Below are 26970 nucleotides of genomic sequence, written 5' to 3'. Positions count from 1 at the left end.
CGCGGGCTCGCAAGTCATCCGGCTTGTTTAAGGTTTTTCGTGTCGGTTTCCCCCATTTCAAATTCCCGAGCACCAGAAAGTGCGACGCCCGCGGTCGAGCTCAGAAACGTCAGCGTTCATTACCCGTCGGCCACGGGCCTGGTCCACGCGCTCGACAGCATCGACCTGTCCATCCCCAACGGCCAGATCTTCGGCATCATCGGCAAGAGCGGTGCGGGCAAGAGTTCGCTGGTACGCACCATCAATTTGCTGGCCCGCCCCAGCACCGGCAAGGTGCTGGTGGCCGGCCGCGACATGTTGGCCCTGCCCGACGATCAGTTGCGCGCCGCACGTCGCGACATCGGCATGGTGTTCCAGCATTTCAACCTGCTCGAATCCCGCACCGTCTTCGGCAACGTGGCGATGCCGCTCGAACTCATGGGCATGCCGAAGGCCGACATCCGCACCCGCGTCGGCGAGCTGCTCGACCTCGTCGGCCTCGGCAATTTCGCCGACCGTCACCCGTCGCAGCTGAGTGGCGGCCAGCGCCAGCGGGTGGGTATCGCCCGCGCCCTGGCCAGCAAGCCCAAGGTGCTGTTGTGCGACGAGGCCACTTCGGCGCTCGACCCCGAAACCGCGCGTTCCATCCTGGCGCTGCTGCGGCAGATCAACGCCGACTTCGGCCTGACCATCATCCTCATCACCCATCAGATGCAGGTCATCAAGCAGCTCGCCCATCGTGCGGCGGTGCTCGATGCCGGCCGGGTGGTGGAGCTCGCCGATGTGTCCGAGATCTTCCTGCAGCCACGCGAGGCCATCACCAAGAGCCTGGTCGAGGACGTGGTGCCGCAGGCGCTTCCCGAGCCCGTGGCGGCGCGGGTGCGGGCGGTGATCGCCCAGCACCCCGGCGAGGCCCGGCTGCTGCGGCTCGCCTTTCTGGGCGAGGACGCGGAGCGCTCGGTTCTGTCGGAGCTGGTCCGCCGTTTCGGCGTGGACGCGAACATCGTCCACGGCCAGGTCGACGAGATCCAGGGCCTGGCTTTCGCCTCGCTGACGGTGCTGCTGCGCGGCCCGGCCGACGCGCTGGCGCTGGCCATCGCCCACCTGCAGAACGCGGGTGTGCGCACCGAGGAGATCGCGGCATGAACCAGACCCAACCACGCGTGGAGCAAGCACGGCCATGAGCGACAGCATTCTTTTCACGCCGATGTTCATGGAAGTCTTCGGCACCTCGTTGTGGGAAACCATGGTGATGGTCGGCGTCTCGGGCGTGCTCGGCGCTGTGTTCGGCATTCCGCTGGGCGTGTACCTGCGGCTGTCCGACCAGGGTGCGCTGCTCGAGAACCGAGTGGCCAACAGCGTCACCGGCTGGATCGTCAACGCGGTGCGCTCGACGCCTTTCATCATCCTGCTGGTGGCCATCATTCCGCTGACCCGGCTGCTGTCGGGTTCGTCCATCGGCACCGGCGCGGCGATCGTGCCGCTGACCATCGCGGCCACGCCTTTCGTGGCGCGGCTGGTGGAAGTGGCGCTGCGCGAAGTCGACGACGGTGTGGTCGAGGCCGCGCTGGCCATGGGCGCCAACACCTGGCAGATCGTCTGGAAGGTGCTGCTGCCCGAGGCTTTCCCCGGCATCGTGGCGGCACTCACCATCACGCTGGTGAGCCTCACCGGATATTCCGCCATGGCCGGCGCCATCGGCGGCGGCGGGCTGGGCGACCTGGGCATCCGCTATGGCTACCAGCGCTTCCTGCCCGAGGTCATGCTGGCCGTAGTGGTCGTGCTGATCTTCTTCGTGCAGGCCGTGCAGAGCTTCGGCGACTGGGCCGTGCGCCGCCTGCGCCACCGTTGAAGCGAACCCTTCATCCTCAATTCATTCAAAAGAGAACTCTCATGCAACGCAGAAACATCCTCTCGGCCGCCGTGCTCTCGACCCTGCTGGCCACCGGCATCGCTCAGGCGCAGGACAAGCCGATCAAGATCGGCGTCACCGCCGGCCCACACGCGCAGATCATGGAGCAGGTCAAGAAGGTCGCCGCCAAGGACGGCCTGAACCTGCAGATCGTCGAATTCAGCGATTACGTGCAGCCCAACGCCGCGCTGGCCGCCGGCGATCTGGATGCCAACAGCTACCAGCACAAGCCCTACCTCGACGTGCAGGTGAAGGACCGCGGCTACAAGTTCGTGTCGGTCGGCTACACCATCAACTTCCCGATGGGCATCTACAGCAAGAAGATCAAGAACCTGAGCGAACTCAAGGAAGGCGCCCGCTTCGGCATGCCCAACGACGTGACCAACGGCGGCCGCGTGCTGCTGCTGCTGCAGGACCAGGGCATCATCAAGGTGCGGCCGGAAGCGGGCGTCAATGTCACCCCGCTAGACGTGACCTCCAACCCCAAGAAGCTGAAGTTCGTCGAGATCGACGCCGCCCAGCTGCCGCGCTCGCTGCCCGACCTCGACGCCGCCGGCATCAACACCAACTTCGCCAAGAGCGGCGGCCTGGACCCGGTGGCCGACTCCATCGCCCGCGAAGGCGCCAAGAGCCCCTATATCAACATCATCGCGGTGCGCGAGCAGGACAAGGACAAGCCCTGGGTCGGCAAGCTGGTCAAGGCCTACCACTCCGACGAGATCCGCAAGTACATCGAGACCGAGTTCAAGGGCTCGGTGCTGCCCGGCTTCTGACTTCGCCGCGAGCATCCGCCATGCCCACGCTGCGCATAGACGCCATCGTTCAGGGTCTGCACCAGGCGCGCAATGAATGGCGTGCCTCGCAAGCCCGGCCGCGCGAGCCGGGGGCGCGCGAGTTCCCGTCGCCCGACGCTGTGGCCGAGGCCGTCGACGCGATCCGCAAGGCGCTGTTTCCGATGCGGCTCGGCCCGCCCGACCTGCGCCAGGAAAACGAGGACTACTACGTCGGCCACACGCTCGACGCCGCACTGCACACCTTACTGTGCCAGGCCCGGCTGGAACTGCGTTTCAGCGGCATGGATGCGTCGGAAGTTCACGAGCGCGCGACCGAACTGGTGCGCACCTTCGCAGACGACCTGCCGGACATCCGCCGCCTGCTCGACACCGACGTGCTGGCCGCCTACGAGGGCGACCCTGCAGCGCGCAGCGTCGACGAGGTGCTGCTCTGCTATCCCGGCGTGCTGGCCATGATCCATCACCGCCTGGCGCATCGGCTCTACCGGCTCGGCCTGCCGCTGCTGGCGCGCATCGCGGCCGAGCAGGCGCATAGCCGCACGGGGATCGACATCCACCCCGGCGCGCAGATCGGCGGGCATTTCTTCATCGACCACGGCACGGGTGTCGTGATCGGCGAAACGGCGGTCATCGGCGAGCGGGTGCGCATCTACCAGGCGGTGACGCTGGGTGCGAGGCGCTTCCCCAAGTCGGCGGACGGCACGCTGCAGAAGGGCCTGAAGCGCCATCCGACGGTGGAAGACGACGTGGTGATCTACGCCGGCGCGACGGTGCTGGGCAACGTGATCCTGGGCCGGGGCGCGTCCATCGGCGGCAACGTCTGGCTGACGCACGACGTGCCGGCCGGTGGCAGCGTCACCCAGGCCAGCTCGATCAGCTGAGCCGGGCGCCCCTGCGCAGGGGCGCTTTCCTCAGGCGCTGAGTTCCTCGATCTTCGAGCTCAGCTCCAGCCAGCGCGCTTCGTGCTCGTCGGCTTCCTGCCCAAGTGCCTTGAGCCGACGGCCGAGGTCGCCGATCTCGGCGGCCGGCGGATTCTGCTGGAGCCGGCTTTCCAGTTTGGTCTTCTCCGCCTCGATGTCGGCGATGCGCGCCTCCACCGTGGTCAGCTCCTTCTGCAGCGGCTTGATCTGCGACGCCCGCTGCGATTTGGATGGCGCGGCCGGGGCCGGTGCGGCCACCGGTGTGGCCACCGGCGCCGGCGCGGCGCTGGCGGCCTTGGCTTCCTCGCGCAGCCGCTTGGCTTCGTCGAGCAGGTAGCGCTGGTAGTCGTCCAGGTCGCCGTCGAAGGGCTCGACCTTGCCCCGGCCGACCATCCAGAACTCTTCGCAAACCGATCGCAGCAGGGCGCGGTCGTGGCTCACCAGCATCAGCGTGCCCTCGAAGCCGTTGAGCGCCATGGCCAGGGCTTCGCGGGTGGCGAGGTCCAGGTGGTTGGTCGGCTCGTCGAGCAGCAGCAGGTTGGGGCGTTGCCAGACCATCATGGCCAACACCAGCCGGGCCTTTTCGCCACCGCTCATGGTGCCGACCGGCTGCATCACCATGTCGCCGGTGAAGTTGAAGGTGCCGAGATAGCTGCGCAGGTCCTGCTCGCGCGAGGGCTCCTTGGCCTCGGCGCCGAGCTCGCGGGCCAGGCGGATCATGTGCACCAGCGGGTTGTCGTCCGGCCGCAGCACGTCGAGTTCCTGCTGGGCGAAGTAGCCGATGCGCAGGCCCTTGCCTTCGGTGATGGTGCCGGCGATGGCGCCGAGGTCCTTGGCGACCGTCTTGATGAAGGTCGACTTGCCCTGGCCGTTGGCACCGAGGATGCCGATGCGCTGGCCGGCCAGCACCGACTTGCTGACGTTGCGCAGGATGGTCGTCGGTGGCGCGCCGTCTTCGCCGGGATAGCCGAAGCTCGCGTCGGTGATCGACAGCATCGGGTTGGGAATGTTGCCCGGCGTACGGAACTCGAAGGTGAAGTCGGCCTCGGCCAGCACCGGCGCGATCTTTTCCATGCGCTCCAGGGCCTTGACCCGGCTCTGCGCCTGCTTGGCCTTGCTGGCCTGCGCCTTGAATCGGCTGATGAACTTCTGCAGGTGGGCGACCTTGTCCTGCTGCTTGGCGAAGGCGCTCTGCTGCAGCTCCAGTTGCTGGGCGCGCAGGGTCTCGAAGGCGCTGTAGTTGCCGCCGTAGCGGGCCAGGCGGGCATGCTCGATGTGCACCGTGACGTTGGTCACCGCGTCGAGGAATTCACGGTCGTGGCTGATCACCACCATGGTGCCGGCGTAGGTCTTGAGCCAGCCTTCCAGCCAGACCAGCGCGTCGAGGTCCAGGTGGTTGGTGGGTTCGTCGAGCAGCAGCAGGTCGGACGGGCACATCAGCGCGCGGGCCAGTTGCAGGCGCATGCGCCAGCCGCCGGAGAAGCTGTTGACCGGCGAGCCGAGCTGGTCGGGCCGAAAACCCAGACCCAGGATCAACGCCTGCGCGCGCGGCTCGGCGTCGTACACACCGGCGTCGGCCAGGTCGGTGTAGGCATGGGCGATGGCCATGCCGTCCTCGGAGTCCTCGGCCACCTTCAGGGCCTGCTTGAGCGTGGCCAGCCGGGTGTCGCCGTCGAGCACGAAGTCGGTCGCGCTTTCGTCGGTTTCGGGCATGTTCTGCGCGACCTGCGCCATCTGCCAGTGGCCGGGCATCTGCAGGTCGCCGCCGTCCTCGTGGAGCGTGCCGTTGAGCAGCGCGAACAGGGTCGACTTGCCCGCGCCGTTGCGGCCGACGAGGCCGACCTTTTCTCCGGGTTGGAGGGTGGCGGAAGCCTTGTCGAGCAAAACTTTGGCGCCGCGGCGCAGGGTGACGTTGACGAGATTGATCATGAAGGGGTCAGGAACCGGCGGCGCCGGGAATGAAAGGCGCGGCCAGGGCGGCACGCTCGACCAGCAGCACCTGATCGTCGCCGGCGCTGGTGTCCAGCCAGGTGACGGGCAGGTGCGGGAAGGCGGCCTCGAAGAAGGAACGCTCGTTGCCGATCTCCAGCACCAGGACCGCGTGTTCGGTCATGTGCGCCGGAGCCTCGGCGAAGAGGCGGCGGATGAAGTCCATGCCGTCGTCGCCGCCGGCCAGCGCCAGGGCGGGCTCGGCACGGTATTCGGCGGGCAGCGCGGCCATGCTGGCCGCGTTGACGTAGGGTGGATTGCAGACGATGAGGTCGTACGGGCCGGCGACCGTGGAGAGCCCGTCGGACTCGACCAGCACGACCCGGTCTTCGAGCGCGTGCCGCTCCACGTTGATGCGGGCCACGTCCAGCGCATCGGCGGAAATGTCCGCGCCGACGACCGACACCTCGGGCCAGGCCATGGCGCAGAGCACCGCCAGGCTGCCGTTGCCGGTGCACAGGTCGAGCACGCGATGGGTGTGGTCGCCCAGCCATTCGTCGAAACTGCCGTCGGCGATGAGTTCGGCGATGAAGCTGCGCGGCACGATGGAGCGCTCGTCGATGTAGAAGGGCACGCCCTGCAGCCAGGCTTCGTTGGTCAGGTAGGCGGCGGGCTTGCGGCTGGCGATGCGCTCGTCTAGCAGGGTCGCAATCTGTTCGGCCTCGCCGGTGCTGACCGGCCGCGTGGCCACGCCGTCGAGGTCGTCCAGCGGCAAGCCGAGTTGCCACAGCACCAGCCAGGCGGCTTCGTCGAAGGCATTGGTGGTGCCGTGGCCGAAGGCGACGCCGGCGTCTTCCAGGCGGCGCGCGGCCGAGCTGACGGTTTCGATGAGGGTCATGCCGCGCCCCTGGCCAGGTTCTCGATGGCACGGCGGTAGATGTTCTTCAGCGGCTCCAGCTCGGCCACGTCCACGTGTTCGTCGATCTTGTGGATCATGGCGTTGGGCGGGCCGCACTCCAGCACTTGCGGGCAGATGCGGGCGATGAAGCGGCCGTCGCTGGTGCCGCCGGTGGTGGACAGTTCGGTGGCGATGCCGGTCTCGTCGCGGATCGCGTCGCGCACCGCGTTCACCAGCACGCCGGGTTCGGTGAGAAAGGGCTGGCCGGAGATGGTCCACACCATGTCGTATTGCAGCCCGTGGCGGTCTAGCACCTCGGCCACCCGCGCCTGCAGGCCGTCGGAAGTGGATTCGGTGCAGAAGCGAAAATTGCAGTCGATCACCACCTCACCTGGAATCACGTTCGATGCGCCGGTGCCGCCGTGGATGTTGCTGATCTGCCAGGAGGTCGGCGGAAAGAAGTCGTTGCCGCGATCCCATTCGGTCGCGGCCAGCTCGGTCAGCGCCGGCAGCGCCTGGTGAATCGGGTTGCGGGCGAGTTGCGGATAGGCGATGTGCCCCTGCACGCCGCGCACGGTAAGCTTGCCGTTCATGCTGCCGCGCCGGCCGTTCTTGACCATGTCGCCGGTGTGCTCCACGGCGGTGGGTTCACCGACGATGCACCAGTCCAGACGCTCGCCGCGCGCCTGCAGCGCCCGGCAGACGGAGACCGTGCCATCCACGGCGGGGCCTTCCTCGTCGCTGGTCAGCAGCAGCGCGAGGGCGATCGGCGACTGCGGCGTGGCGGCGACGAACTCTTCCACCGCCACCACGAAAGCCGCGATGGACGACTTCATGTCGGCCGCGCCCCGCCCGAAGAGCTTGCCGTCGCGGTGCGTCGGCACGAAGGGCGGCTGGCTCCATTGCGCCAGCGGCCCGGTCGGCACCACGTCGGTGTGACCGGCAAACACCAGCACCGGCGCATCGGCCGAAGCGCCCGGCCGCTTCGCCCAGAGGTTGGATACCCGGAACGTCTCCGGCCCGCTGTCCATGCGCTCGTTCACGAAGCCAAGCGCAGCCAGCCGCCGCTCGAGGATCTCCAGGCAGCCGGCATCGTCGGGCGTCACGGACGGCCGCGATATCAGTTCTTCCGTCAGCAGCAATGTAGGTGTCATAACTCAGTCAGTCAGCGGCTCCGCCTGGCAAGCGAAGCGAAGCCCGTTGGAGGACACCGCGGGACCGGCTTTGCCGGACCGCAGGTGTCGCCCCATGAAAGGGGAAGGCGGCCACACGAAGTGGGCAAGCCTGGGGGAAAACCAATCCCTTGGTTAAAGCTTTATATCCAGGACGATGTCGGTAAAGGTCGGTCCGACCGGATCGGCCTCGGCCTGCAGGCTTGCCTCGGTGGCCGCGCGTCGCGCCATGTCGAAATCGTTGTCCAGCCGCCAGAGCAGGTTGGTCGGCGAATCGGCCTGCGCCATGCCTTCCTTGCGACTCACCTTGTTTTCCTGGATCAGCCGGGCGATATCCTGCTCGAAGGTCTGCGAGCCCTCGGCCATGGACTTCTCCATGGCGGTCTGCACGGCGGAGAAGTCGCCGCGTTCGATGAGCTCGGCGATGTTGGGCGTGTTGAGCATGACTTCCACCGCCGGTATCCGTGTGCCGGCATTGGTACGCAGCAGCCGCTGCGAGACGATGGCGGTCAGCGCGGTGGCCAGGTCGCCGAGCATCGTCGGCCGCACCTCGGCCGGATAGAAGCTCAGGATCCGGTTCATCGTCTGGTAGCTGTTGTTGGCGTGCATGGTCGCCAGGCACAGGTGGCCCGACTGCGCATAGGCGATGGCCGCCGACATGGTCTCCCGGTCGCGGATCTCGCCGATCAAAATGACATCCGGCGCCTGGCGTAGCGCGTTTTTCAACGCCACCTGAAGCGAGGCGGTATCGACGCCGATTTCGCGCTGGTTCACCACCGACTTCTTGCTGCGGAACAAGAATTCGATCGGCTCCTCGATGGTCAGGATGTGGCCACCGCGGTTTTCGTTGCGGTGGTCGATCATCGAGGCCAGCGTGGTGCTCTTGCCCGCGCCGGTGGAGCCCACCATCAGCAGCAGTCCGCGCCGCTCCTGAATCAACTCGCCCAGCACCATGGGCACGTTGAGGGTGTCGAGCTTGGGGATCTCGCTGTGAATGTAGCGAATGACCACCGCGAACGATCCCCGCTGGCGCATGGCGCTGACACGAAACCGCCCGACGTCCTTCATGGCGAAGCCGACGTTGAGCTCCCCGGTTTCCTCCAGCTCCTCCATGCGGACCGCCGGCAGCACCTCGGCCAGCAGGTTCTTGGGCGCGTCGAAGGGCAGCGGCTGGTTGTTCAGCGCGATGCAGTCGCCGTTGATGCGCAGGGTGGCCGGCGCGTTGGCCGACATGTAGAGGTCGGACGCCTGCTTTTCGGCCATCAGCCGCAGGATGCGTTCCATCGTCGCCATGGCCGGATTCTTTCTTGGAGGTGGTTCAGTGAGGGACGGGGATGCTCAGGCCGCGCCGCGCACGAAGGCGACGATGCGTTCGGCCGCTTCCAGGCATTCGGCGGTCTCGGCAACCAGCGCCATGCGCACCCGGCCACGGCCGGGGTTGAAGCCGCCACTCTCGCGCGCCAGGTAGCTGCCGGGCAGCACGGTCACGCCCTGCTGCTGGTAGAGCGCCCGGGCGAATGCGGCGTCGTCGCCGTCGAAGGACGCGGGAATGCCGGCCCATAGATAGAAGGCCGCATCGGGCAGGGCGACATCGAGCACCTGCGCCAGCACCGGCGTGACCTGCGCGAACTTGGCGCGGTACTGCGCGCGGTTCTCGGCCACGTGGGTCTCGTCGCCCCAGGCGGCGATGCTGGCGGTGGCGACCACCGGGCTCATTGCGCTGCCGTGGTAGGTGCGGTAGAGCAGAAAGGGCTTGATCAGCGCGGCGTCGCCTGCGACGAAGCCGCTGCGCAGGCCGGGCACGTTGCTGCGCTTGGACAGGCTGGTGAAGGCCAGCATGCGGGGAAAGCCTTCGCGACCCAGCTTGGCGGCCGCCTCGAGGCCGGACAGCGGCGGCTCGTCGCGGAAATAGATCTCGCTGTAGCACTCGTCGGAAGCGATGACGAAGCCATGGCGGTCGGACAGCGCGAAGAGCTTTTCCCACTCGGCCAGCGGCATCACCGCGCCGGTCGGGTTGCCGGGCGAGCAGACGAAAACCAGCTGCGTGCGGGCCCAGACCGCTTCGGGCACGCTGTCCCAGTCGACCGCGAAGTTGCGCGCCGGGTCGCTCGGTGCGTAGTAGGGCTCGGCACCGGCGAGCAGGGCCGCGCCTTCGTAGATTTGATAGAACGGATTGGGGCAGACGACGATCGGGCGCTCGGGCGAGGTGGAGCGGGTCGGGTCGACGACGGTCTGGGTAAAGGCAAAAAGCGCCTCGCGCGAGCCGTTGATCGGCAGCACCTGCGTGGCCGCATCGAGCGTGAGTCCGTAGCGGGTGGAGAGCCAGCCGGTGAATGAAGCCCGCAGGGCGGCGTCGCCGGCGGTGGGCGGGTAGCCCATCAGGCCGCCGGTAGGCGACAGCGCGGCGTCGGCCAGGGCTTGCTGGATGAAGGGCGGGGTGGGGTGCTTGGGTTCGCCGATGCCCAGGCTGATCGGTCGCAGTGCGGCCGGGGGCGTCACGCCGGCGAAAAGTTGGCGCAGCCGCTCGAAAGGATAGGGCTGCAGGCGCGAAAGCAGGGGATTCATGGGGGCCGATTATCCCGGACGGCGGCACCCTGGCTGCGACTGGATACAGCAGCGCGGCGACCGCTCCACAGAATGGGTGGCTTTCCATTCCTGGGGAGCAAGAACATGCAGCGTTTCATGAACAAGGTCGTCATCGTCACCGGCGCCGGATCGGGCATCGGCGAGGCGACCGCACGGCGGTTTTCGGAGGAGGGCGCCAGCGTCGTGCTGGCCGGCTCCACCACCGAGAAGCTGCAGAAAGTCGCCGCCACGCTGCCGGCCGAACGTACTCGCATCCAGGTGACCGACGTGTCCGACTACGCTGCCTGCGTGCGCCTGGTCGATGCCGCCACCACCGCCTTCGGCCGGCTCGACGTGCTGGTGTCCAACGCCGGCATGGCGACCGAAGGCTCGGTGACCGACGCCAGCCTTTCAGACTGGAAAGCCACCATGGACACCAACGCCGGTGGCGTCTTCCACTGTGCCCGCGCGGCCTTGCCCGAGTTGATCAAGACCCGGGGCAGCATCGTCAACACCGCGTCGGTGTCGGGCCTGGGCGGCGACTGGGCGATGGCCTGCTACAACGCTTCCAAGGGCGCCATCGTCAACCTGACCCGCGCGATGGCGCTCGACCACGGCGCCGCCGGCGTGCGGGTGAACGCCGTCTGCCCGTCGTTCACCCGCACGCCGATGACGGACGACATGCAGGACGACCAGGCGCTGATGGCGAAGTTCGCCGATCGCATCGCGCTGGGTCGGCCGTGCGAGCCCCGTGAAGTGGCTGCGGCCATCGCCTTCCTGGCGAGCGACGACGCGAGTTTCGTCACCGGGGTCAACTTGCCGGTGGACGGTGGCTTGACCGCATCGAACGGTCAGCCCAACATGTCCTGAGCGGGCGCTCGCTCAGCTCGGCCGGGCATGGTTGATGCATGCCCGTGACCGCCTGCCGTGACCGGTCTGTAGCAAGATCGGTCGGATCTCCGTCACGTCACTGAACTATTCCCATGCCCTTCAGAACCGGCCTCAAGAGCTTCGAATACGACCATCCCGACCATGGTGTCGCCGACTTCAAGCGCGCGGTGGCCAACAAGTTGATCTATGCCGTTGGCAAGGATCCGGCCGCCGCCAAGCCTGAAGACTGGCTGCACGCCGCCCAGCTGGCAGTACGCGACCAGCTGGTCGAGCGCTGGATGGCGACCACCCGCGCTCAGTACGAACAGGATGTGAAGCGGGTGTACTACCTGTCGATGGAATTTCTCATCGGCCGCACCTTCACCAATGCCATGCTGGCGCTCGAGCAGTACGGCAACATGAAACTGGCGCTGGCCGATTTCGGGGTCGACCTCGAGAAGATCGGCGAGCTCGAGCCCGACGCCGCACTGGGCAACGGTGGCCTGGGCCGGCTGGCCGCGTGCTTCCTGGATTCGATGGCTACGCTCGGCGTACCGGGTTTCGGCTACGGCATCCGCTACGAATACGGCATGTTCCGCCAGACCATCCAAGGCGGCGAGCAGATCGAGACGCCCGACTATTGGCTCACTCACGGCTATCCTTGGGAATTCCAACGGCCCGAAGTGGTTTGGCGCATCCGCTTCGGCGGCCGCGTCGAAGACCGTCACGCCTTCGGCAGCGCCAAGTGGGTGGACACCCACGACGTGCTGGCCATGGCCTACGACAGCATCATTCCCGGCTACGGCACCGAGGCCACCAACACGCTGCGGCTGTGGTCGGCCAAGGCCACCGAGGAAATCGACCTGTCCGCCTTCAACCGCGGCAGCTACCGCGAGGCGGTGGAGCGCAAGAATTTGTCGGAGAACGTGTCGCGGGTGCTCTACCCGGACGACTCCACCGAGTCCGGCCGAGAGTTGCGGCTGCACCAGGAATACTTCTTCTGCTCGGCAAGCGTGCAGGACCTGATTCACCGTTACCTGCGCACCCACGACAACTTCGACAAGCTCTCCGACAAGGTCAGCATCCACCTCAACGACACGCACCCGGTGCTGGCCGTGCCCGAGATGATGCGGCTGCTGCTCGACGAGCATCACCTCGACTGGGACACCGCCTGGGGCCACTGCCAGAAGATCTTCAGCTACACCAACCACACACTGATGCACGAGGCGCTGGAAACCTGGCCGGTGCCGATGATGAGCCGGGTGCTGCCGCGCCACCTGCAGATCATCTTCGACATCAACGCCAAGTTCATGGCGACCATCGCCCAGGAACACAGCCACGACACCGAACTGATGCGCCGCCTGTCGCTCATCGACGAAGGCGGCGAGCGGCGGGTGCGCATGGCCTACATCGCGGTGCTGGTGAGCCATTCGGTCAACGGCGTGTCGGCGCTGCATTCGGACCTGATGGTGCAGTCGATCTTCTCGGACTTCGCCCGTGTGTTCCCCACGCGCTTCAACAACAAGACCAACGGCGTGACCCCGCGCCGCTGGCTGGCGCAGGCCAATCCGCCGCTGGCCGCCTTGCTCGACCAGCGCCTGGGACGCGGCTGGCGGCGCGACCTGTCGCAGCTCGAAGCACTCAAGCCGATGGCTACCCAACCGGCCTTCGCCGCCGCTTTCGGCCGCGCCAAGCGGCAGAACAAGCAGCGTCTGGCCACCTGGGTGAAGGACCACATGGGGCTGGAGCTGAACGTCGAGGCGCTGTTCGACGTGCAGGTCAAGCGCATCCACGAATACAAACGCCAGCTGCTCAACCTGTTGCACGTGGTGGCGCGCTACCAGCGCATCCTCGATGACCCCACCGGCGACCACGTGCCGCGGGTGGTGATCTTCGCGGGCAAGGCGGCGTCGGCTTACGCCATGGCCAAGCTGGTGATCCGCCTCATCAACGATGTGGCCACGGTCATCAACAACGACGAGCGCGTGGCGGGCCGGCTGCAGGTGGTGTTCATGCCCAACTACCGGGTGAGCCTGGCCGAGATCATCATCCCGGCAGCCGACCTGTCGGAGCAGATCTCCACCGCCGGCACCGAGGCCTCGGGCACCGGCAACATGAAGCTGGCGCTGAGCGGCGCCCTCACCATCGGCACGCTCGACGGTGCCAACGTGGAGATGAGCGAAAGCGTGGGCCTGGAGAACATCTTCATCTTCGGCAACACCACGCCGCAGGTAGAGGCGCTGCGGGCGGCCGGCTACCAGCCGCGCACCTATTACGACAGCGATCCGGTGCTCAAGCGCGTGCTCGACGCCATCCGCGACGGTGTTTTTTCGCCCTCGGAGCCGGCCCGCTACCAGCAGATCTTCGACACCCTGGTGGACTGGGGCGACAAATACCTGCTGCTCGCCGACTTCGCTGCCTACGTCGAGGCGCAGGACAAGGTCGATGCGCTTTACCTTCAGCCCGAAGCCTGGATCCGCAAGGCGATCCTGAACGTGGCGGGAATGGGGCCGTTCTCTTCGGACCGCACCATCGCCGAATACGCCGACGAGATCTGGCACAGCAAGCCGGTGATGCTGCGGGCCGGCCCTGCCGCAACCTGAATCGGGACAGGGCGGCCCGACCCGGCGGAAAGCCGGGCCGCCCCGGGCGAAGTTTTGCTCCGAGATGCCTTGCGGTGATGCCGACGCGGCTTCGCCTGTGGCTCGGGCGCAGACGGGCGACAGCCCCTAGGCTTTTCCTTTTTCGTACCACGAGGTGGAAATGGGAAACTGCATTTCAGCGAATCGGGCGGTAGCTCCCGGCAGGGCCGTCGTGCCGGCCTCGGTTGCCGACGGCATCCCGGTGCTGCCGGCGGGGGTGGACTTCGACCCGCCGTCGGCCGGTGTGCCGGTGCTCGACTGCCTGCCCGACCGGCCATCGTCTCCTCCCTCTTACGCGTCGATCTATGCGTCGACCTCTTCGGACGGGCCGTCCGGCGCATCCGCACCGCTCGAGTCCGACGACGACTCCGGGCTGGCGACGGGAGAGGGTTCCTGCCTCGACCTGCTGTCCATGCTCACGTTCGATCCTGTGCAGCGTTCGGTGGACGAACTGCGTGCCCAGGTTTTTGCCGATGCCGAGGTCGCGGCCATGATGCGCGAGCCTAAGGACATGTGCTTCGACTGTGCCGTGCGGGTTCAGGTGATCCTGAACTATGCCGGCGTTCGCAACGCCTGCAGAGGGTTGTTCAGCTGGACCGGCACGTCGGACGAGGCGCCGGAAACCCATTTCGCGATCCTCGCCCGGATCTGCGGCAACACCTGGGTCGTGGACCCCACCGCAGCTCAGTTCCCGGGGTGTGCGCCGATGCTGGAGCGCGAGGCGGTTTGGTCCGACCGTATCGCCGCCGCATCCTTCGGCCGAGCTGTCCTGTTTCGTGACTTTCCGAACGTCGCCCAGGCCCGTGCAGTCGTCGATCCCCTGTTTCGAGGAAGCCCGCTGGAGTTCGAAGGACGCGTCATGAATGCGCCAGACTGGTACAAGCGCATCGCCCGGGCGCCGGATCAGTTCAGGGCGATTCGTCAGCGCCAGGCCATGCAGGACGGCGTGGCCTTGCGTCGGCGAATGAAAGCACAGGCGCGGGCGCTCCAGAAGGGGCATGCTTCCCCGGGGCCGGCCATGCAGCGACTTCTGTTTCCGCCCGATTACCGGCCATTGCGGCGCACAAGCTGAGCGATCGTGACAAGCAGGGGGCTGGCGGGGCCCTTGCGCGGGCGGCCACGCGCAGCCCGGCCCGGTATCATCGCTACCCCGTCCGTTTCGCCCTGCGCCGCGGCGCGAGTCTCGTGCGCACCGCCGCGGGCCGCTCGATGGCGGGCTTTTTCCAGTCAGCCAGTGCGTCTCAACTCCATCAAGCTCTCGGGCTTCAAGTCCTTCGCCGAACCGACCAACTTCCAGCTGCCCGGGCAGCTGGTGGGCGTGGTCGGGCCCAACGGCTGCGGCAAGTCCAACATCATGGACGCGGTGCGCTGGGTGCTGGGTGAGTCCAAGGCCAGCGAACTGCGCGGTGAGTCGATGCAGGACGTGATCTTCAGCGGCACCACCACCCGCAAGCAGGCGAGCCGCTCCAGCGTGGAGCTGGTTTTCGAGAACGCCGACCATCGCGCGGGCGGTTCGTGGGCACGGTTTCCGGAGATCGCCGTCAAGCGGGTGCTCACCCGCGACGGCACCAGCAGCTATTTCATCAACAACCAGCCGGTGCGCCGGCGCGACGTGCAGGACGTGTTCCTGGGCACCGGCCTCGGTCCGCGTGCCTACGCCATCATCGGCCAGGGCACCATCAGCCGCATCATCGAATCGCGCCCCGAGGAGCTTCGGCTGTTTCTGGAAGAGGCCGCGGGCGTCTCCAAATACAAGGAACGCCGTCGCGAGACCGAGAACCGGCTGCACGACACCCGCGAGAACCTGACCCGGGTCGAAGACATCCTGCGCGAGCTCAACAGCAACCTCGAAAAGCTGGAGAAGCAAGCCGAGGTGGCCCAGCGCTACAACACGCTCAACGCCGACGTCACCCTGCGCCAGCACCAGCTGTGGTTTCTGAAGCGCGCCGAAAGCGAGACCGAACAGGCGCGCATCCATGCCGACGCGGCGCAGGCCGTGAACGACCTGGAAGCGCGCGTTGCCGACCTGCGGCATGTGGAAGCCGAGCTGGAAACCATCCGCCAGGCGCACTACGCGGCCGGCGACCATGTCAACCGGGCCCAGGGCGCGCTCTACGAGGCCAGCGCCGAGGTCGGCAAGCTCGAGGCCGAGATCCGTTTCGTGGTCGAGGGCCGGCAACGGGTTCAGGCCCGTCTCGCCACCCTGGTCGAGCAGCTCGCGCAATGGAACACCCGGCGCGAGGACGCGAGCGCCGAGCTGGAAAACCTGGCCGCCGAGGGCGAGACCGCCGAGGAGCAGGCCGAGCTGCTGGCCGCGCAGGTGGAGGAACAGGCGATGCGCCTGCCCGACCTGGAAGAGTCCCTGCGCCAGTCGCAGCAGCGGGCGTCGGAACAGCGGGGCGTGGTGGCGCAGGTGCAGCAGCAGATTCAGGTGCTGGCGGCCGAGCAGCGCAGCATCGAAGAACAGTCGCGCCAGCTCGCCACCCGCCGTGAGCGCCTGGCCGCCGACCGCAACGCGCTGGCCGCGCCCGACGAGCAACGGCTGCGCAACCTGCAGGAGCAGCTGTCGGCTGCCGACGAGGCCGCCGCCATCGCCGAGGCGCGTTTGCACGACCTGCAGGACAACGTTCCGCGCCTGGACGACGATCGTCGCGGCCGGCAGCAGTCGCTCAATGCCGAATCGGCACGGCAATCGGACCTGTCGGCGCGGGTAGAGGCCTTGCGGGCCCTGCAGGAAAAAGTGCGCACCGACGGCAAGCTGCAACCCTGGCTCGCCAGGCACGGGCTCGACGGCCTGGCCGCGCTCTGGACCCGCATCCAGGTGGCGCCCGGCTGGGAAAACGCACTGGAAGCCGTGCTGCGCGAGCGCCTCGGCGCGCTGGAAGTGTCGCGACTGGAAACGGTGCGCGCCTTTGCCGCCGACGCGCCGCCGGCCCGACTGGCCTTCTACAGCCCGCCGCTGGCGGGGCTGCCCGAGCCGGCGTCGGCCTTGCCCCGCCTGTCGGAGCAGCTGCGGCTGTCCGACGCCGGGCAGCGCGCCTTGCTCGGCGACTGGCTGCACGGCTGCTACAGCGCCGAAAGCTTCGAGGCGGCGCTTGCCGAACGCGGCCAGCTGCAGCCGGGTGAGGCCATTTACGTGCAGGACGGCCACGCCGTTACCGCGCACGGGGTGAGCTTCTACGCGCCGGATTCCGAACAGGCCGGCCTGCTGGCGCGCGCCCAGGAAATCGAGAACCTCGACAAGCAACTGCGCGCGCAAACGCTGATCGCCGAAGAGGCCCGCGCCGCCTCCATCCGTGCCGAGGCCGCCTATTCCGAGGCCACGCAAAGCCTGGTGACGGCCCGCCGCGAGGCCACCGAAGGCCGTGCCCGCACGCACGAATTGCAGGTGGAGACACTGCGCCTTTCGCAGCTCGCCGAGCAGACACGCGCCCGCAGCGAGCAGATCGACGGCGACCTGGCCGAAGTCGACGGCCAGCTCGACGAACTGCAGGAACGCCGGGTGACCGCCGAGGCGCGCTTCGAAGAGCTCGACATGCAGCTGGCCGACACCCAGGAGCGCCACGCGCAGCTCGATGAGCGGGTGATCGAGTCCGAACGCAAGCTCTCCGAGGCGCGCGAACAGCAGCGCGGATTGGAACGGCGCGCCCAGGAAGCCACCTTCGCGCGGCGCAGCCTGGAATCGCGCCGGGCCGAGCTCGGCCGCGCCATCGATACCGCCACGCAGCAGTCGCGCTCGCTGGCCGAAGAAGACCAGCGCGCACGCGAGGAGCTCGCCCGGCTGTCCGACGCCGCCGCGCAGGGCGGACTGCAGCAGGCGCTGGACCTGAAGACCGAACGCGAAGCCGCGCTCGCCGCCCAGCGCAGCGAATACGACGACCTGACCACCAAGCTGCGCGCCAGCGACGAACGCCGGCTGCAGCTCGAGCGCGCGCTCGATCCGCTGCGCCAGCGGATCACCGAGTTTCAGCTCAAGGAACAGGCGGCGCGGCTGGGCCTGGAGCAGTACAGCCAGTTCCTGGCCGATGCCCAGGCCGACCTGGAGGCGGTGGCCGCCTCGGTCGCGGCGGGCCATGTGCGAATCCACGGGCTGCAGGGCGAGATCGACCGGGGCAATCGTGAGATCACGGCGCTCGGCGCGGTCAACCTGGCAGCGCTCGAAGAACTGGGCGTGGCGCGCGAGCGCAAGACTTTTCTCGACGCGCAGACGGCCGACCTGGTCGAAGCCATGACCACGCTGGAAGACGCCATCAAGAAGATCGACGGTGAGACCCGCGAGCTGCTGGTGGGTACTTTCAACACGGTCAACGGCCATTTCGGCCGCATGTTCCCCGAGCTCTTCGGCGGCGGCAATGCCAAGCTCACCATGACCGGCGAAGAGGTGCTCGACGCCGGCGTGCAGGTGATGGCGCAGCCGCCCGGCAAGAAGAACCAGACGATTCACTTGCTCTCCGGCGGCGAAAAGGCGCTGACAGCCATCGCGCTGGTGTTCGCGATCTTCCAGCTCAACCCAGCGCCGTTCTGCCTGCTCGACGAAGTGGACGCTCCGCTGGATGACGCCAATACCGAGCGTTACGCAAAACTCGTCGCGAGCATGAGCAAAGAGACACAATTTCTCTTCATCAGCCATAACAAGATCGCCATGGAGATGGCCGAGCAACTGATCGGCGTCACCATGCAGGAGCAGGGCGTGTCGCGCATCGTGGCGGTGGACATGGAGTCCGCGCTGTCGATGGCGACCACCTGACGCAACCATAACGAAACGATCCATCCGAGCATGAGCACTTTGCAGATGAGCCTGGCGGTCGCCGGCGGCCTGGTTTTGCTGGCGATCATCATCCACAGCGCGTGGACGACGCGGCGCAACGCGCCCAAGCAGGCCGATCCTGCAGCCGTGGACGGTGCCGCGCCCGAGGCCGAGCCCGGCGAGCGCCAGGAGCCCGGCTTCGACGGCGATTCACTGGTGAGCGACGACACCGAACCTCGGCTGGACGCCATGCCATTGCCCTCGCTGGAACGCCGCCCGGGCCTGGACGCGCTGATCGACAGCATCGTGCCGATGACGCTCGAAAACCTGGTGTCGGGCGACGCCGCGCTGGCCGCCTTGCCGCCCACGCGCCGCGCCGGCAGCAAGCCCTTCGCTATCGAAGGCCGCAACGACGCCACCGGCCATTGGGAAACCCCGGCCGCGGGCCAACGCTACCGGGCTTTCCAGGCCGGCGTGCAACTGGCCAACCGCACCGGCGCGCTCAACGACATCGAATACTCCGAATTCGTGGTGAAGGCCCAGGCCTTCGCCGATGCGGTCAACGCGGCGGCCGACTTTCCGGACATGCGCGACGAGGTGGCCCGTGCCCGTGAACTCGACCAGTTCGCCAGCGATCACGACGCCCAGCTCGCCTTCGTGCTGCGGGCGCGCGGCGCCGCCTGGAGCCCGGGTTACCTCCAGCAGAACGCGTCGCGCATGGGCTTTGTCGCCGGCACCATTCCCGGCCGCATGGCGCTGCCGGCGGCCACGGTCGGCATGCCGGCGATTTTGTCGCTGTCCTTCGATACGCAGGCCGCACTGGCCGAGGACCCGGCGCAGTCGGCCATCCGCGACGTGGCGCTGAGCCTGGACGTGGCGCAGGTGCTCCGCACCGAGCAGCCTTTCCAGCGCCTGCGCGAAATTTCGTCGGCACTCGCCGCCGCGATGGATGGCGTGGTCACCGACCAGAACGGCCAACCGCTGCGCGAGGAGTCGCTCGACAACATCGGCATGGACCTGGAAAAGCTGTACGACACGCTCGACGGGCGTGATCTTTCAGCCGGCTCGGTGCAGGCGCGGCGCCTGTTCGCATGAGCGTGGGCCAGCAGACGAAAGAGACGCCGCGGCCCGCTGAAGAAGCGGCAGCGCTGCGCGCCATGCTCGACACCTGGGCGCATGAGTACTACGTGCTCGACGCGCCCACGGTTCCCGACGCCGAGTACGACAAGGTTTTCCAGCGCCTCCAGGCCCTGGAGACGGAACATCCCGACCTGATCTCGCCGGGTTCACCTACCCAGCGTGTGGTGGGCGCGGTGCTCGACGGCCTGGTGCCGGTGCGGCACACGGTGCCCATGCTGTCCATCCACACCGAGACCGACACCACACCGGCCGGCGCGCAGAAGTTCGATGCGTCCGTGCGCAAGCTGCTCGGATGGGCGGCCGATGAGGCGCCGGTCGAGTACACCGCCGAACTCAAGTTCGACGGCTTGGCCATCAACCTGCGATACGAACAGGGCGCCCTGGTGCAGGCTGCGACCCGCGGCGATGGCGAAACGGGCGAGGACGTGACCCACACGATCCGCACCGTGGCCGCCATCCCGAAGCGCCTGCGCCGCTGCAATGCGCCGGTGCTGGAAGTGCGCGGCGAAGTCTTCATGCGGCGCGACGATTTCGATGCCCTCAACGAACGCCAGCGCGAGGCCGGCGGCAAGACTTTCGTCAATCCGCGCAACGCCGCTGCCGGCGTGGTGCGCCAGTTGGACGCCAACATCGCGCGGCAGCGTCCGCTGTCCTTCTTCGCCTACGGTTTCGGCGATGTCCAGGGTTGGGAAATGCCCGCGACGCATGCGCAGAGCTTGCAGGCGTTGCGGGCGATGGGCATTCCGGTGAACGAGGACAGCACCGTGGCGGCCGGTGCCGAGGGGCTGTCGGCATTCCATGTCGGCATCGCGGCGCGTCGCGACAGCCTACCTTTCGACATCGACGGCGTGGTCTACAAGGTGAACGACCGCGCGTTGCAGCAGCAGCTCGGCTTCAAGTCCCGCGAGCCGCGCTGGGCGGTCGCGCACAAGTACCCGGCGCAGGAACAGATCACCACCATGACCGGCATCGACGTGCAGGTCGGCCGCACCGGAAAGCTCACGCCCGTGGCGCGGCTGGCGCCGGTGTTCGTCGGCGGCGTCACGGTGACCAACGCCACGCTGCACAACATCTTCGAGATTCGCAAGAAGCAGGTACGCAAGGGCGATTCGGTGATCGTGCGCCGGGCCGGCGACGTGATTCCGGAGGTGGTGGGCAAGGTCGCCGGCAACCGTCCGGCCTACGTGGCCAACTTCCACATGCCGCGCCAGTGCCCGGTCTGCGGCAGCGAGGTGGTGCGGCCCAAGGGCGAGGCCAATCACCGCTGCACCGGCGGGCTGTTCTGCCCGGCGCAGCGCAAGGAAGCGTTGCTGCATTTCGCGGCACGCCGCGCGATGGACATCGAGGGCCTGGGCGACAAGCTGGTGGAACAACTGGTCGACGCCGGCATCATTCGCACGCTGCCCGAGCTCTACAAGCTCGGCGTGGCCAAGCTGTCGGCGCTGGACCGCATGGCGGAGAAGTCGGCGGCCAACATCGTGGCGGCGCTGGAGAAATCCAAGCAGACGACATTGCCGCGCTTTCTGTTCGGACTGGGCGTCCGCAATGTGGGCGAAACCACCGCCAAGGACCTGGCGCGCCACTTCGGCCTGCTCGACAACATCATGGATGCATCCGTCGAGCAATTGCTGGAGGTGCCCGACGTGGGGCCCATCGTGGCGGAATCGGTTCATACCTTCTTTGCGCAGCCGCACAACCGCGAGGTGGTGGAACAGCTGCGTGCGGCCGGCGTAACGTGGCCCGAGGGCCCGCCCGCGACGCGCACCCAACTGCCGCTGGCCGGCAAGACGGTGGTGCTGACCGGCACGCTACCAAGCTTAAGCCGCGACGAGGCGCGCGATCTGCTCGAAGCCGCCGGCGCCAAGGTGGCCGGGTCGGTGAGCAAAAAGACCGACTACGTCGTCGCCGGCGCCGAGGCGGGCAGCAAGCTCGACAAGGCGCAAGCCCTGGGCGTGACGGTGCTCGACGAGGACGGGCTTCGGACGCTACTGACGACCGCTGCCGGCTGAGGCGCGTAGCGGCGGCTTGTTGCCTCGCTTTACCTAAGATTGACGCCTTCGGGCGAATGGCTGTCTTCGTGGGCTGTCTCACAGGCGTTGAATGTTCATTCACTCCTGGAGTCGACCCCATGCGTTCCATCTTTCGAATTGCGGCTGCCGTCACCGTCGGCGCATCCGCGCTCCTGCTTTCCGGCTGCGTGGTCGCGCCGGCCTATCCCGGTTATGGCTATGGCTACGGCGGCGGTTATGGCGGTGGTTATTACGAGGCAGCGCCGGTGGTCGTATCGCCCTCGGTCGGCTTCTTCGGTAGCTGGGGCGGCGGTGGCGGTCGCTACGGTGGAGGCCGCTATGGCGGCGGGCGCTACTGGCGTTGAGCGGCCTGTTCGGATTTTCTGATTTCGATTCGTTCTGGGTGAGGCCATGCGTCGATGCCGTCCCTAAGGTGGATCCCGACTTCACCACCAGGACCAGACATGATCCGACCGCCGAACTCCGTACGCCCAACCGGCCTGCCGCCCCAGTTCCAGGGGCAATTCCCAAACACCCTCCAGCCTCCGGTGGGGAACCTCGATGGCAATGCGCACGTGTTGCATCAGCTTGCGCAGTTGCCCGTTGCGGGGCAATGGCCTGTAACACCGCACAACTTTGCCGGCGCATTCGATGCGTCAGGCGGGTCGCTTCCGTCCAGTGCCCGGGCGGCCGCAGACGTCCTGGGCCCCATCGCGGCGAGCCGGGCCAGCGGAAACATCACGCCGTCCGACCTGCTGCTCATGGCCAACAACGCTGACCACTGTCTCGCGCCAGCGGTGAGCCGGGCAGCACAAATCTTTCTTACCCATCCCGAAGAGGTGCGGGCGGCTTATCGGCAAAGCTGCGCGCCAGCCGCCGGTGCGCGGGGGTATGGTGGGTTTCCATCGCGCCTGACCCCTTCCGATCTGGCCCGCATGCAACCGTTTCTGGCCGGCACGCCAGGGGCCGGCGCCGGATCCGATTGGCACAGTGCAGGGCGCTCTCGAGCCGGATACCGCGACGCGCTTCGCGGCCTGCATGGCCAGATGCGATCCCAGGGACGGCGCTCGATGTCCTTCGAGCGTTTGTTGGGGCTCGCTTTGCAGGTGCGGCATCCTGCCCGCGCCATCCTGCATCACCTGCCTTTACTGGGCCGCCTGTTCCAGTGGAGCATTCAGCAGTACATGAACGTGGTTGCAGACGACGTGATGCGTGAGATTCGCCGGGAAGAAGCGCGGGAAGCCCGCCACCCGCGGCCTGGATCTGCACCGTTCGGCTGGGAGGCTGCCCCCTATTCAGCCCAAAATTTTCCAATTTTCCATCCGGCTGGGCGGATGGATCCACATGGCGGGCAAAGCTACGGGTCATTTGCGGCCAGTGAGCTGCCGAATGACGACGCCTTCGACGAAGCGGAGCTTGAGCGGCAAGTAAGTGCCTTGCTGCAGCGGCAGCAGGTGCAGTGCCAGACGCATCAGCGACCGCACCAGGGACAGCAACCGCCGTTCCAGCCACATACGCCAACCTTCGCCGCAGGTGGCCCGCTGCAGCCGCACGAGCAACACGGTCCGGATCTGACGACGCGGCAGCTCCCGCAAGATCTGAGCGATCCGCTCCACTGAAGCCTGGCCACGCCGCCGCGCCGTCCGCGCACGGCGGTCCCCTTTGCCCGCCTGACACATGCCCTGTCGGGCGGGTAAGCCGCGCACGCCACGCCATAATCGCCCGATGGCCATCAGAGAAATCCTCAAGATGGGCGACCCCCGGCTGCTGCGGGTCGCCCAACCCATCGAGGCGTTCGATACGCCCGAACTGCACACGCTCATCGCCGACATGTTCGAGACCATGGTCGCGGTGCAGGGCGCTGGCCTCGCGGCGCCGCAGATCGGTGTCGATCTCCAGCTCGTGATCTTCGGCACCGGCGAGACGATCGCCCGCTACCCCGACGCGCCGGTGGTGCCGCGCACCGTGCTCATCAACCCCGTCATCACGCCGATCGGCGACGAGATGGAGGAGGGCTGGGAAGGCTGTCTTTCCGTGCCCGGCCTGCGCGGCGTGGTGCCCCGTTATCAGCGGCTGCGCTACACCGGCTTCGACCCCCAGGGCCAGCCCATCGACCGCACGGTCGACGGCTTTCATGCGCGGGTGGTGCAACACGAATGCGACCACCTGATCGGCGTGCTCTACCCGATGCGGGTGCGCGACTTCAGCCGGTTCGGCTTCACCGAAGTACTGTTTCCCGGGCTCGATCCGGCGGCAGACGACTGACATCTTCCCCCAGCGATCCAGCCACCATGACGACACCATCGACCTCCCACGGCCGCAAGGCTGCCATCACCTTCGGCCTGGCCCTGGTCGCCGCGCTTTCCTCGTCTCCGGCCTTGGCCGGTAAGACACTCGACGCGGTCAAGCAGCGTGGCAGTGTGAAATGCGGCGTCACTACCGGACTGGCCGGGTTCTCCGCGCCCGACGGAAAGGGCCACTGGAGCGGGCTCGACGCCGACACCTGCCGAGCGGTGGCTGCGGCGGTGCTTGGCGACGGCGACAAGGTGGAGTTCGTTCCGCTCAACTCCCAGCAGCGTTTTGCCGCGCTGCAGGCCGGCGAGGTCGACATCCTGGCCCGCAACACCACCTGGAACCTCACCCGCGATGCGTCGCTGGGTTTCAACTTCACCACCATCACCTACTACGACGGCCAGGGCTTCCTGGTGCCGAAGAAGTTCAAGGTGACCAGCGTGAAGCAACTCAAAGGCGCCACGGTCTGCACCCAGTCGGGCACCACCAATGAGAAAAACGTGGCCGACTGGTCGCGGGCGCAGAACATCGCGGTGAAGACGCTGGTGTTCGAAAGCTTCGAGGCGTCGTACAAAGCCTTCTTCGCCGGCCGTTGCCAGGCCTTCACCACCGACGCTTCGGCGCTGGCCGCCCTGCGCAACAAGGAGGCGCCCAACCCCGACGACTACCTGGTGCTGCCCGAGCTCATCTCGAAGGAACCGCTGGCGCCGCTGGTGCGACGCGGCGACGACGAGTGGTTCGCCATCGTGAAATGGGTGCCCAACGCGCTGATCGAAGCCGAAGAGATCGGCATTGGCCAGGCCAATATCGACAAGCTCAAGGCCGACAGCAAGGATCCCGCCCAGATGCGCCTGCTGGGCACTGGCGACGACATGGGCAAGCTGCTCGGCCTGCCCAAGGACTGGTCGTACAAGGCGATCAAGGCGGTCGGCAACTACGGCGAGATGTTCGAGCGCAACGTGGGCGCCAAGTCCGAGCTCAAACTGCCGCGCGGCGCCAACCGCCTCTGGAACCAGGGCGGGCTGCTGTACGCGCTGCCGGTGCGTTGATGGCCGACCCGGCCGGCGCGGCAGGCCCGCAGGTGGCTCGGCGCGGTCGCTGGGGCGACCTGGCGCTGCAGGCGCTGATCGTCTGCGTGGTGGTCGGCGCCTGCTGGTGGGTGGTGGACCGGGCGCTCGGCACGCTGCGTGAACGCGGGGTGCGTTCGGGCTTCGACTTCCTGCGCGACGCCGCCGGCTTCGACATCTCCGAAGGCTGGCTGCCCTTCGATTCGACCCAGCCGTTCTGGAAAGCTTTTTTGGCCGGGCTGGTCAACACGATCCGGGCGGCGGTGCCGGCGATCGTGATCGCGGTGGTGCTGGGTATTCTGTTGGGCATCGGTCGGCTGGCGCCGCACCGGTTGGTGCGCGGGCTGTCTTCGATCTATGTGCAAGGGTTGCGCAACGTGCCGCTGCTGGTGCAGTTGCTGCTGCTGTATTTCGCGCTCACGCAGTTGCTGCCGGATGCCGAAAACGCGCTGCAGTTGGCGCCCGGTGTGTCGCTCGGTAAGTCGGGCCTGGCCATGCCGTGGCCGGTGCACGGCGATGCGGGCTGGACGATCGAGTGGCCGGAACGCACGCTGTTCGGCGTGACCGGCGGCGCGGCTTTGAGCCCCGAATACCTGGCGATCTCCCTGGCCCTGGGCCTGTACACGGCCGCGTTCGTGGCCGAGATCGTGCGAGCAGGCATTACCTCGGTCGGCACCGGGCAGGTGGCGGCGGCGCGTGCGCTGGGCCTGTCGCCGGCGCAGGTGATGCGGCTGGTAGTGTTGCCGCAGGCGCTGCGCCTGATCGTGCCGGCGCTGACCAGCCAGCTGCTGAGCCTGGTCAAGAATTCCTCGCTGGCGGTGGCGGTGGGTTATCCGGAGCTGGTGTCGGTGGCCAACACCTCGCTCAATGCGACCGGCCGGCCTTTTGAGTGCATCGCCGTGGTGATGACGGTCTACCTGCTGCTGTCGCTGCTGATTTCGCTGGTCATGAACCGCTACAACGCGCGTGTGGCGCTGCGGGGTTGGCAATGAGGCGTGGCGCTGTCACTGGCCAAAGCTGGCGCGTCGAGCTGTTCGGCGGGCCTTGGCGCACGCTGGCCACAGCGGTGGTCGGTGTGCTTGGCGTGTGGATCGCCTGGCAGCTGTTCCGATGGGGCATCGCCCAGGCCGTGTTCCGCGCCGACGCCGAAGCCTGTCGCGCGGCGTCCGGCGCCTGCTGGGGCGTGGTCGCCGAGAAGTGGCGGCCGATCGTGTTCGGCCGCTATCCCTACGAGGCGCAATGGCGCCCGGCAGTGGCGGCCACGCTGTTGTCGGCCGTGACGCTGCTCAGCGCCTGGCCGCGTGCCTGGCGGCCGTGGCTGATCGGCGTGTGGCTGGCGGCCATCGTCGTCGGCGGCGCCTTGATGCGCGGCGGCGTGTTCGGCTGGTCGGTGGTGCCGACGGCGCAATGGGGCGGGCTGCCGCTGACCATCGGTCTGGCGGTCGCCGGGCTCGCGCTGGCGTTTCCGCTGGCCTTGCTGCTGGCGCTGGCCCGGCGCTCGCGTTGGCCGGCCATGCGCACGCTGGCGGCTACCTATGTGGAGCTGGTGCGTGGCGTGCCCTTGATTTCGGTGCTGTTCACCGCGTCCTTCCTGCTGCCGCTGCTGTGGCCGCATGGCTGGCGTCCCGATGTGCTGCTGCGGGTGCTGATCGGGCTGGTGGTGTTCGTGGCGGCGTATCTGGCCGAGGTGATCCGGGGCGGGCTGCAGGCGGTGCCGCGCGGGCAGGCCGATGCCGCGATGGCGCTGGGGTTTTCGCGCTGGTCAGTGCAGATGAACATCGTGCTGCCGCAGGCCCTGCGGCTGACGGTGCCGGCCATCGTCAACGTGGTGATCGGCACGCTCAAGGACACCTCGCTCGTCACGGTGGTCGGCCTGTTCGAGCTGACCGGCGCGCTGGGGCTGGCGCTGGGCGGCGACCCGGTGTGGCGGGCCTTCTACCTCGAAGGCTATCTGTTCATCGGCTTCGTCTACTGGCTGCTCTGCTACGGCCTGGCGCGTTACGGCCGCTGGCTGGAGCAGCGGCTCGGCTGACC

The 26970-nt window shown here is 67.5% G+C and carries 21 protein-coding genes; 16 read left to right on the top strand and 5 right to left on the bottom strand.

Annotation, left to right across the window (positions count from 1 at the left end):
• The first annotated feature begins 39 nt into the window (after positions 1–39).
• The 4 genes from R9X41_RS12255 to epsC are packed head-to-tail and all read left to right on the top strand — an operon-like array spanning position 40 to position 3566.
• Positions 40–1125, top strand: coding sequence for a methionine ABC transporter ATP-binding protein (locus R9X41_RS12255; protein WP_318630747.1), 1086 nt, complete (start codon positions 40–42; stop codon positions 1123–1125).
• A gap of 34 nt (positions 1126–1159) precedes the next feature.
• The gene (locus R9X41_RS12250; RefSeq protein WP_318630746.1) at positions 1160–1831 is read left to right on the top strand and encodes a methionine ABC transporter permease; all 672 of its coding nucleotides are present in this window, start codon (positions 1160–1162) and stop codon (positions 1829–1831) included.
• Positions 1832–1872: 41 nt separating this feature from the next.
• On the top strand, positions 1873–2664 hold the full coding sequence (locus R9X41_RS12245; RefSeq protein ID WP_318630745.1) for a MetQ/NlpA family ABC transporter substrate-binding protein: 792 nt from the start codon (positions 1873–1875) through the stop codon (positions 2662–2664).
• Between the two features lie 20 nt (positions 2665–2684).
• Positions 2685–3566 carry a serine O-acetyltransferase EpsC gene (gene epsC / locus R9X41_RS12240; protein WP_318630744.1) on the top strand — a complete coding sequence of 294 codons (882 nt, stop codon included), beginning with the start codon at positions 2685–2687 and terminating at the stop codon, positions 3564–3566.
• A gap of 30 nt (positions 3567–3596) precedes the next feature.
• Here the strand turns inward: epsC and R9X41_RS12235 are convergent, their stop codons facing one another.
• The 5 genes from R9X41_RS12235 to dapC form a co-directional block, all read right to left on the bottom strand.
• Positions 3597–5534 carry an ABC-F family ATP-binding cassette domain-containing protein gene (locus R9X41_RS12235; RefSeq protein ID WP_318630743.1) on the bottom strand — a complete coding sequence of 646 codons (1938 nt, stop codon included), beginning with the start codon at positions 5532–5534 and terminating at the stop codon, positions 3597–3599.
• Positions 5535–5541: 7 nt separating this feature from the next.
• Entirely contained in the window at positions 5542–6432 is an 891-nt protein-coding gene (prmB, locus tag R9X41_RS12230; RefSeq protein ID WP_318630742.1) for a 50S ribosomal protein L3 N(5)-glutamine methyltransferase, read from the bottom strand.
• Positions 6429–7586: a succinyl-diaminopimelate desuccinylase gene (dapE, locus tag R9X41_RS12225; protein WP_318630741.1), complete on the bottom strand. Its 1158-nt coding sequence runs from the start codon at positions 7584–7586 to the stop codon at positions 6429–6431. Before dapE ends, prmB begins: the two co-directional genes overlap by 4 nt.
• A gap of 153 nt (positions 7587–7739) precedes the next feature.
• On the bottom strand, positions 7740–8897 hold the full coding sequence (locus tag R9X41_RS12220) for a PilT/PilU family type 4a pilus ATPase (protein ID WP_318630740.1): 1158 nt from the start codon (positions 8895–8897) through the stop codon (positions 7740–7742).
• Between the two features lie 45 nt (positions 8898–8942).
• Complete coding sequence (gene dapC, locus R9X41_RS12215) at positions 8943–10169, bottom strand: succinyldiaminopimelate transaminase (RefSeq protein ID WP_318630739.1); 1227 nt, start codon at positions 10167–10169, stop codon at positions 8943–8945.
• A 105-nt stretch (positions 10170–10274) separates the two neighbouring features.
• On the opposite strand from dapC, the gene R9X41_RS12210 reads away from it, so the two are divergent.
• The 12 genes from R9X41_RS12210 (at position 10275) to R9X41_RS12155 (ending at position 26968) form a co-directional block, all read left to right on the top strand.
• Entirely contained in the window at positions 10275–11039 is a 765-nt protein-coding gene (locus R9X41_RS12210; RefSeq protein ID WP_318630738.1) for a meso-2,3-butanediol dehydrogenase, read from the top strand.
• A 113-nt stretch (positions 11040–11152) separates the two neighbouring features.
• Positions 11153–13642, top strand: coding sequence for a glycogen/starch/alpha-glucan phosphorylase (locus R9X41_RS12205; RefSeq protein ID WP_318630737.1), 2490 nt, complete (start codon positions 11153–11155; stop codon positions 13640–13642).
• Between the two features lie 211 nt (positions 13643–13853).
• A complete protein-coding gene (locus R9X41_RS12200) occupies positions 13854–14753 on the top strand; it encodes a hypothetical protein (protein WP_318630736.1) in 900 nt (299 codons plus the stop codon).
• A 162-nt stretch (positions 14754–14915) separates the two neighbouring features.
• The gene (gene smc / locus R9X41_RS12195; protein ID WP_318630735.1) at positions 14916–18428 is read left to right on the top strand and encodes a chromosome segregation protein SMC; all 3513 of its coding nucleotides are present in this window, start codon (positions 14916–14918) and stop codon (positions 18426–18428) included.
• A gap of 30 nt (positions 18429–18458) precedes the next feature.
• On the top strand, positions 18459–19523 hold the full coding sequence (locus tag R9X41_RS12190) for a cell division protein FtsZ (protein ID WP_318630734.1): 1065 nt from the start codon (positions 18459–18461) through the stop codon (positions 19521–19523).
• Positions 19520–21577 (top strand): NAD-dependent DNA ligase LigA, encoded by a 2058-nt coding sequence (ligA, locus tag R9X41_RS12185; protein ID WP_318630733.1) that lies wholly within the window; start codon positions 19520–19522, stop codon positions 21575–21577. Before R9X41_RS12190 ends, ligA begins: the two co-directional genes overlap by 4 nt.
• A 119-nt stretch (positions 21578–21696) precedes the next feature.
• Entirely contained in the window at positions 21697–21942 is a 246-nt protein-coding gene (locus tag R9X41_RS12180; protein ID WP_318630732.1) for a hypothetical protein, read from the top strand.
• A 99-nt stretch (positions 21943–22041) separates the two neighbouring features.
• On the top strand, positions 22042–23196 hold the full coding sequence (locus tag R9X41_RS12175) for a hypothetical protein (RefSeq protein ID WP_318630731.1): 1155 nt from the start codon (positions 22042–22044) through the stop codon (positions 23194–23196).
• Between the two features lie 106 nt (positions 23197–23302).
• The gene (def, locus tag R9X41_RS12170; RefSeq protein ID WP_318630730.1) at positions 23303–23842 is read left to right on the top strand and encodes a peptide deformylase; all 540 of its coding nucleotides are present in this window, start codon (positions 23303–23305) and stop codon (positions 23840–23842) included.
• Between the two features lie 26 nt (positions 23843–23868).
• A complete protein-coding gene (locus R9X41_RS12165; protein WP_318630729.1) occupies positions 23869–24918 on the top strand; it encodes an amino acid ABC transporter substrate-binding protein in 1050 nt (349 codons plus the stop codon).
• On the top strand, positions 24918–25928 hold the full coding sequence (locus R9X41_RS12160; RefSeq protein ID WP_318630728.1) for an ABC transporter permease subunit: 1011 nt from the start codon (positions 24918–24920) through the stop codon (positions 25926–25928). The genes R9X41_RS12165 and R9X41_RS12160 overlap by 1 nt, the downstream gene beginning before the upstream one ends.
• Positions 25925–26968 carry an amino acid ABC transporter permease gene (locus R9X41_RS12155; RefSeq protein WP_412556592.1) on the top strand — a complete coding sequence of 348 codons (1044 nt, stop codon included), beginning with the start codon at positions 25925–25927 and terminating at the stop codon, positions 26966–26968. The genes R9X41_RS12160 and R9X41_RS12155 overlap by 4 nt, the downstream gene beginning before the upstream one ends.
• Positions 26969–26970 lie beyond the last annotated feature (2 nt).

Source organism: Xylophilus sp. GOD-11R (assembly GCF_033546935.1).
In the GTDB taxonomy this organism is placed as follows: domain Bacteria; phylum Pseudomonadota; class Gammaproteobacteria; order Burkholderiales; family Burkholderiaceae_C; genus Xylophilus.
This window is presented reverse-complemented; position numbering and strand designations above follow the sequence as displayed.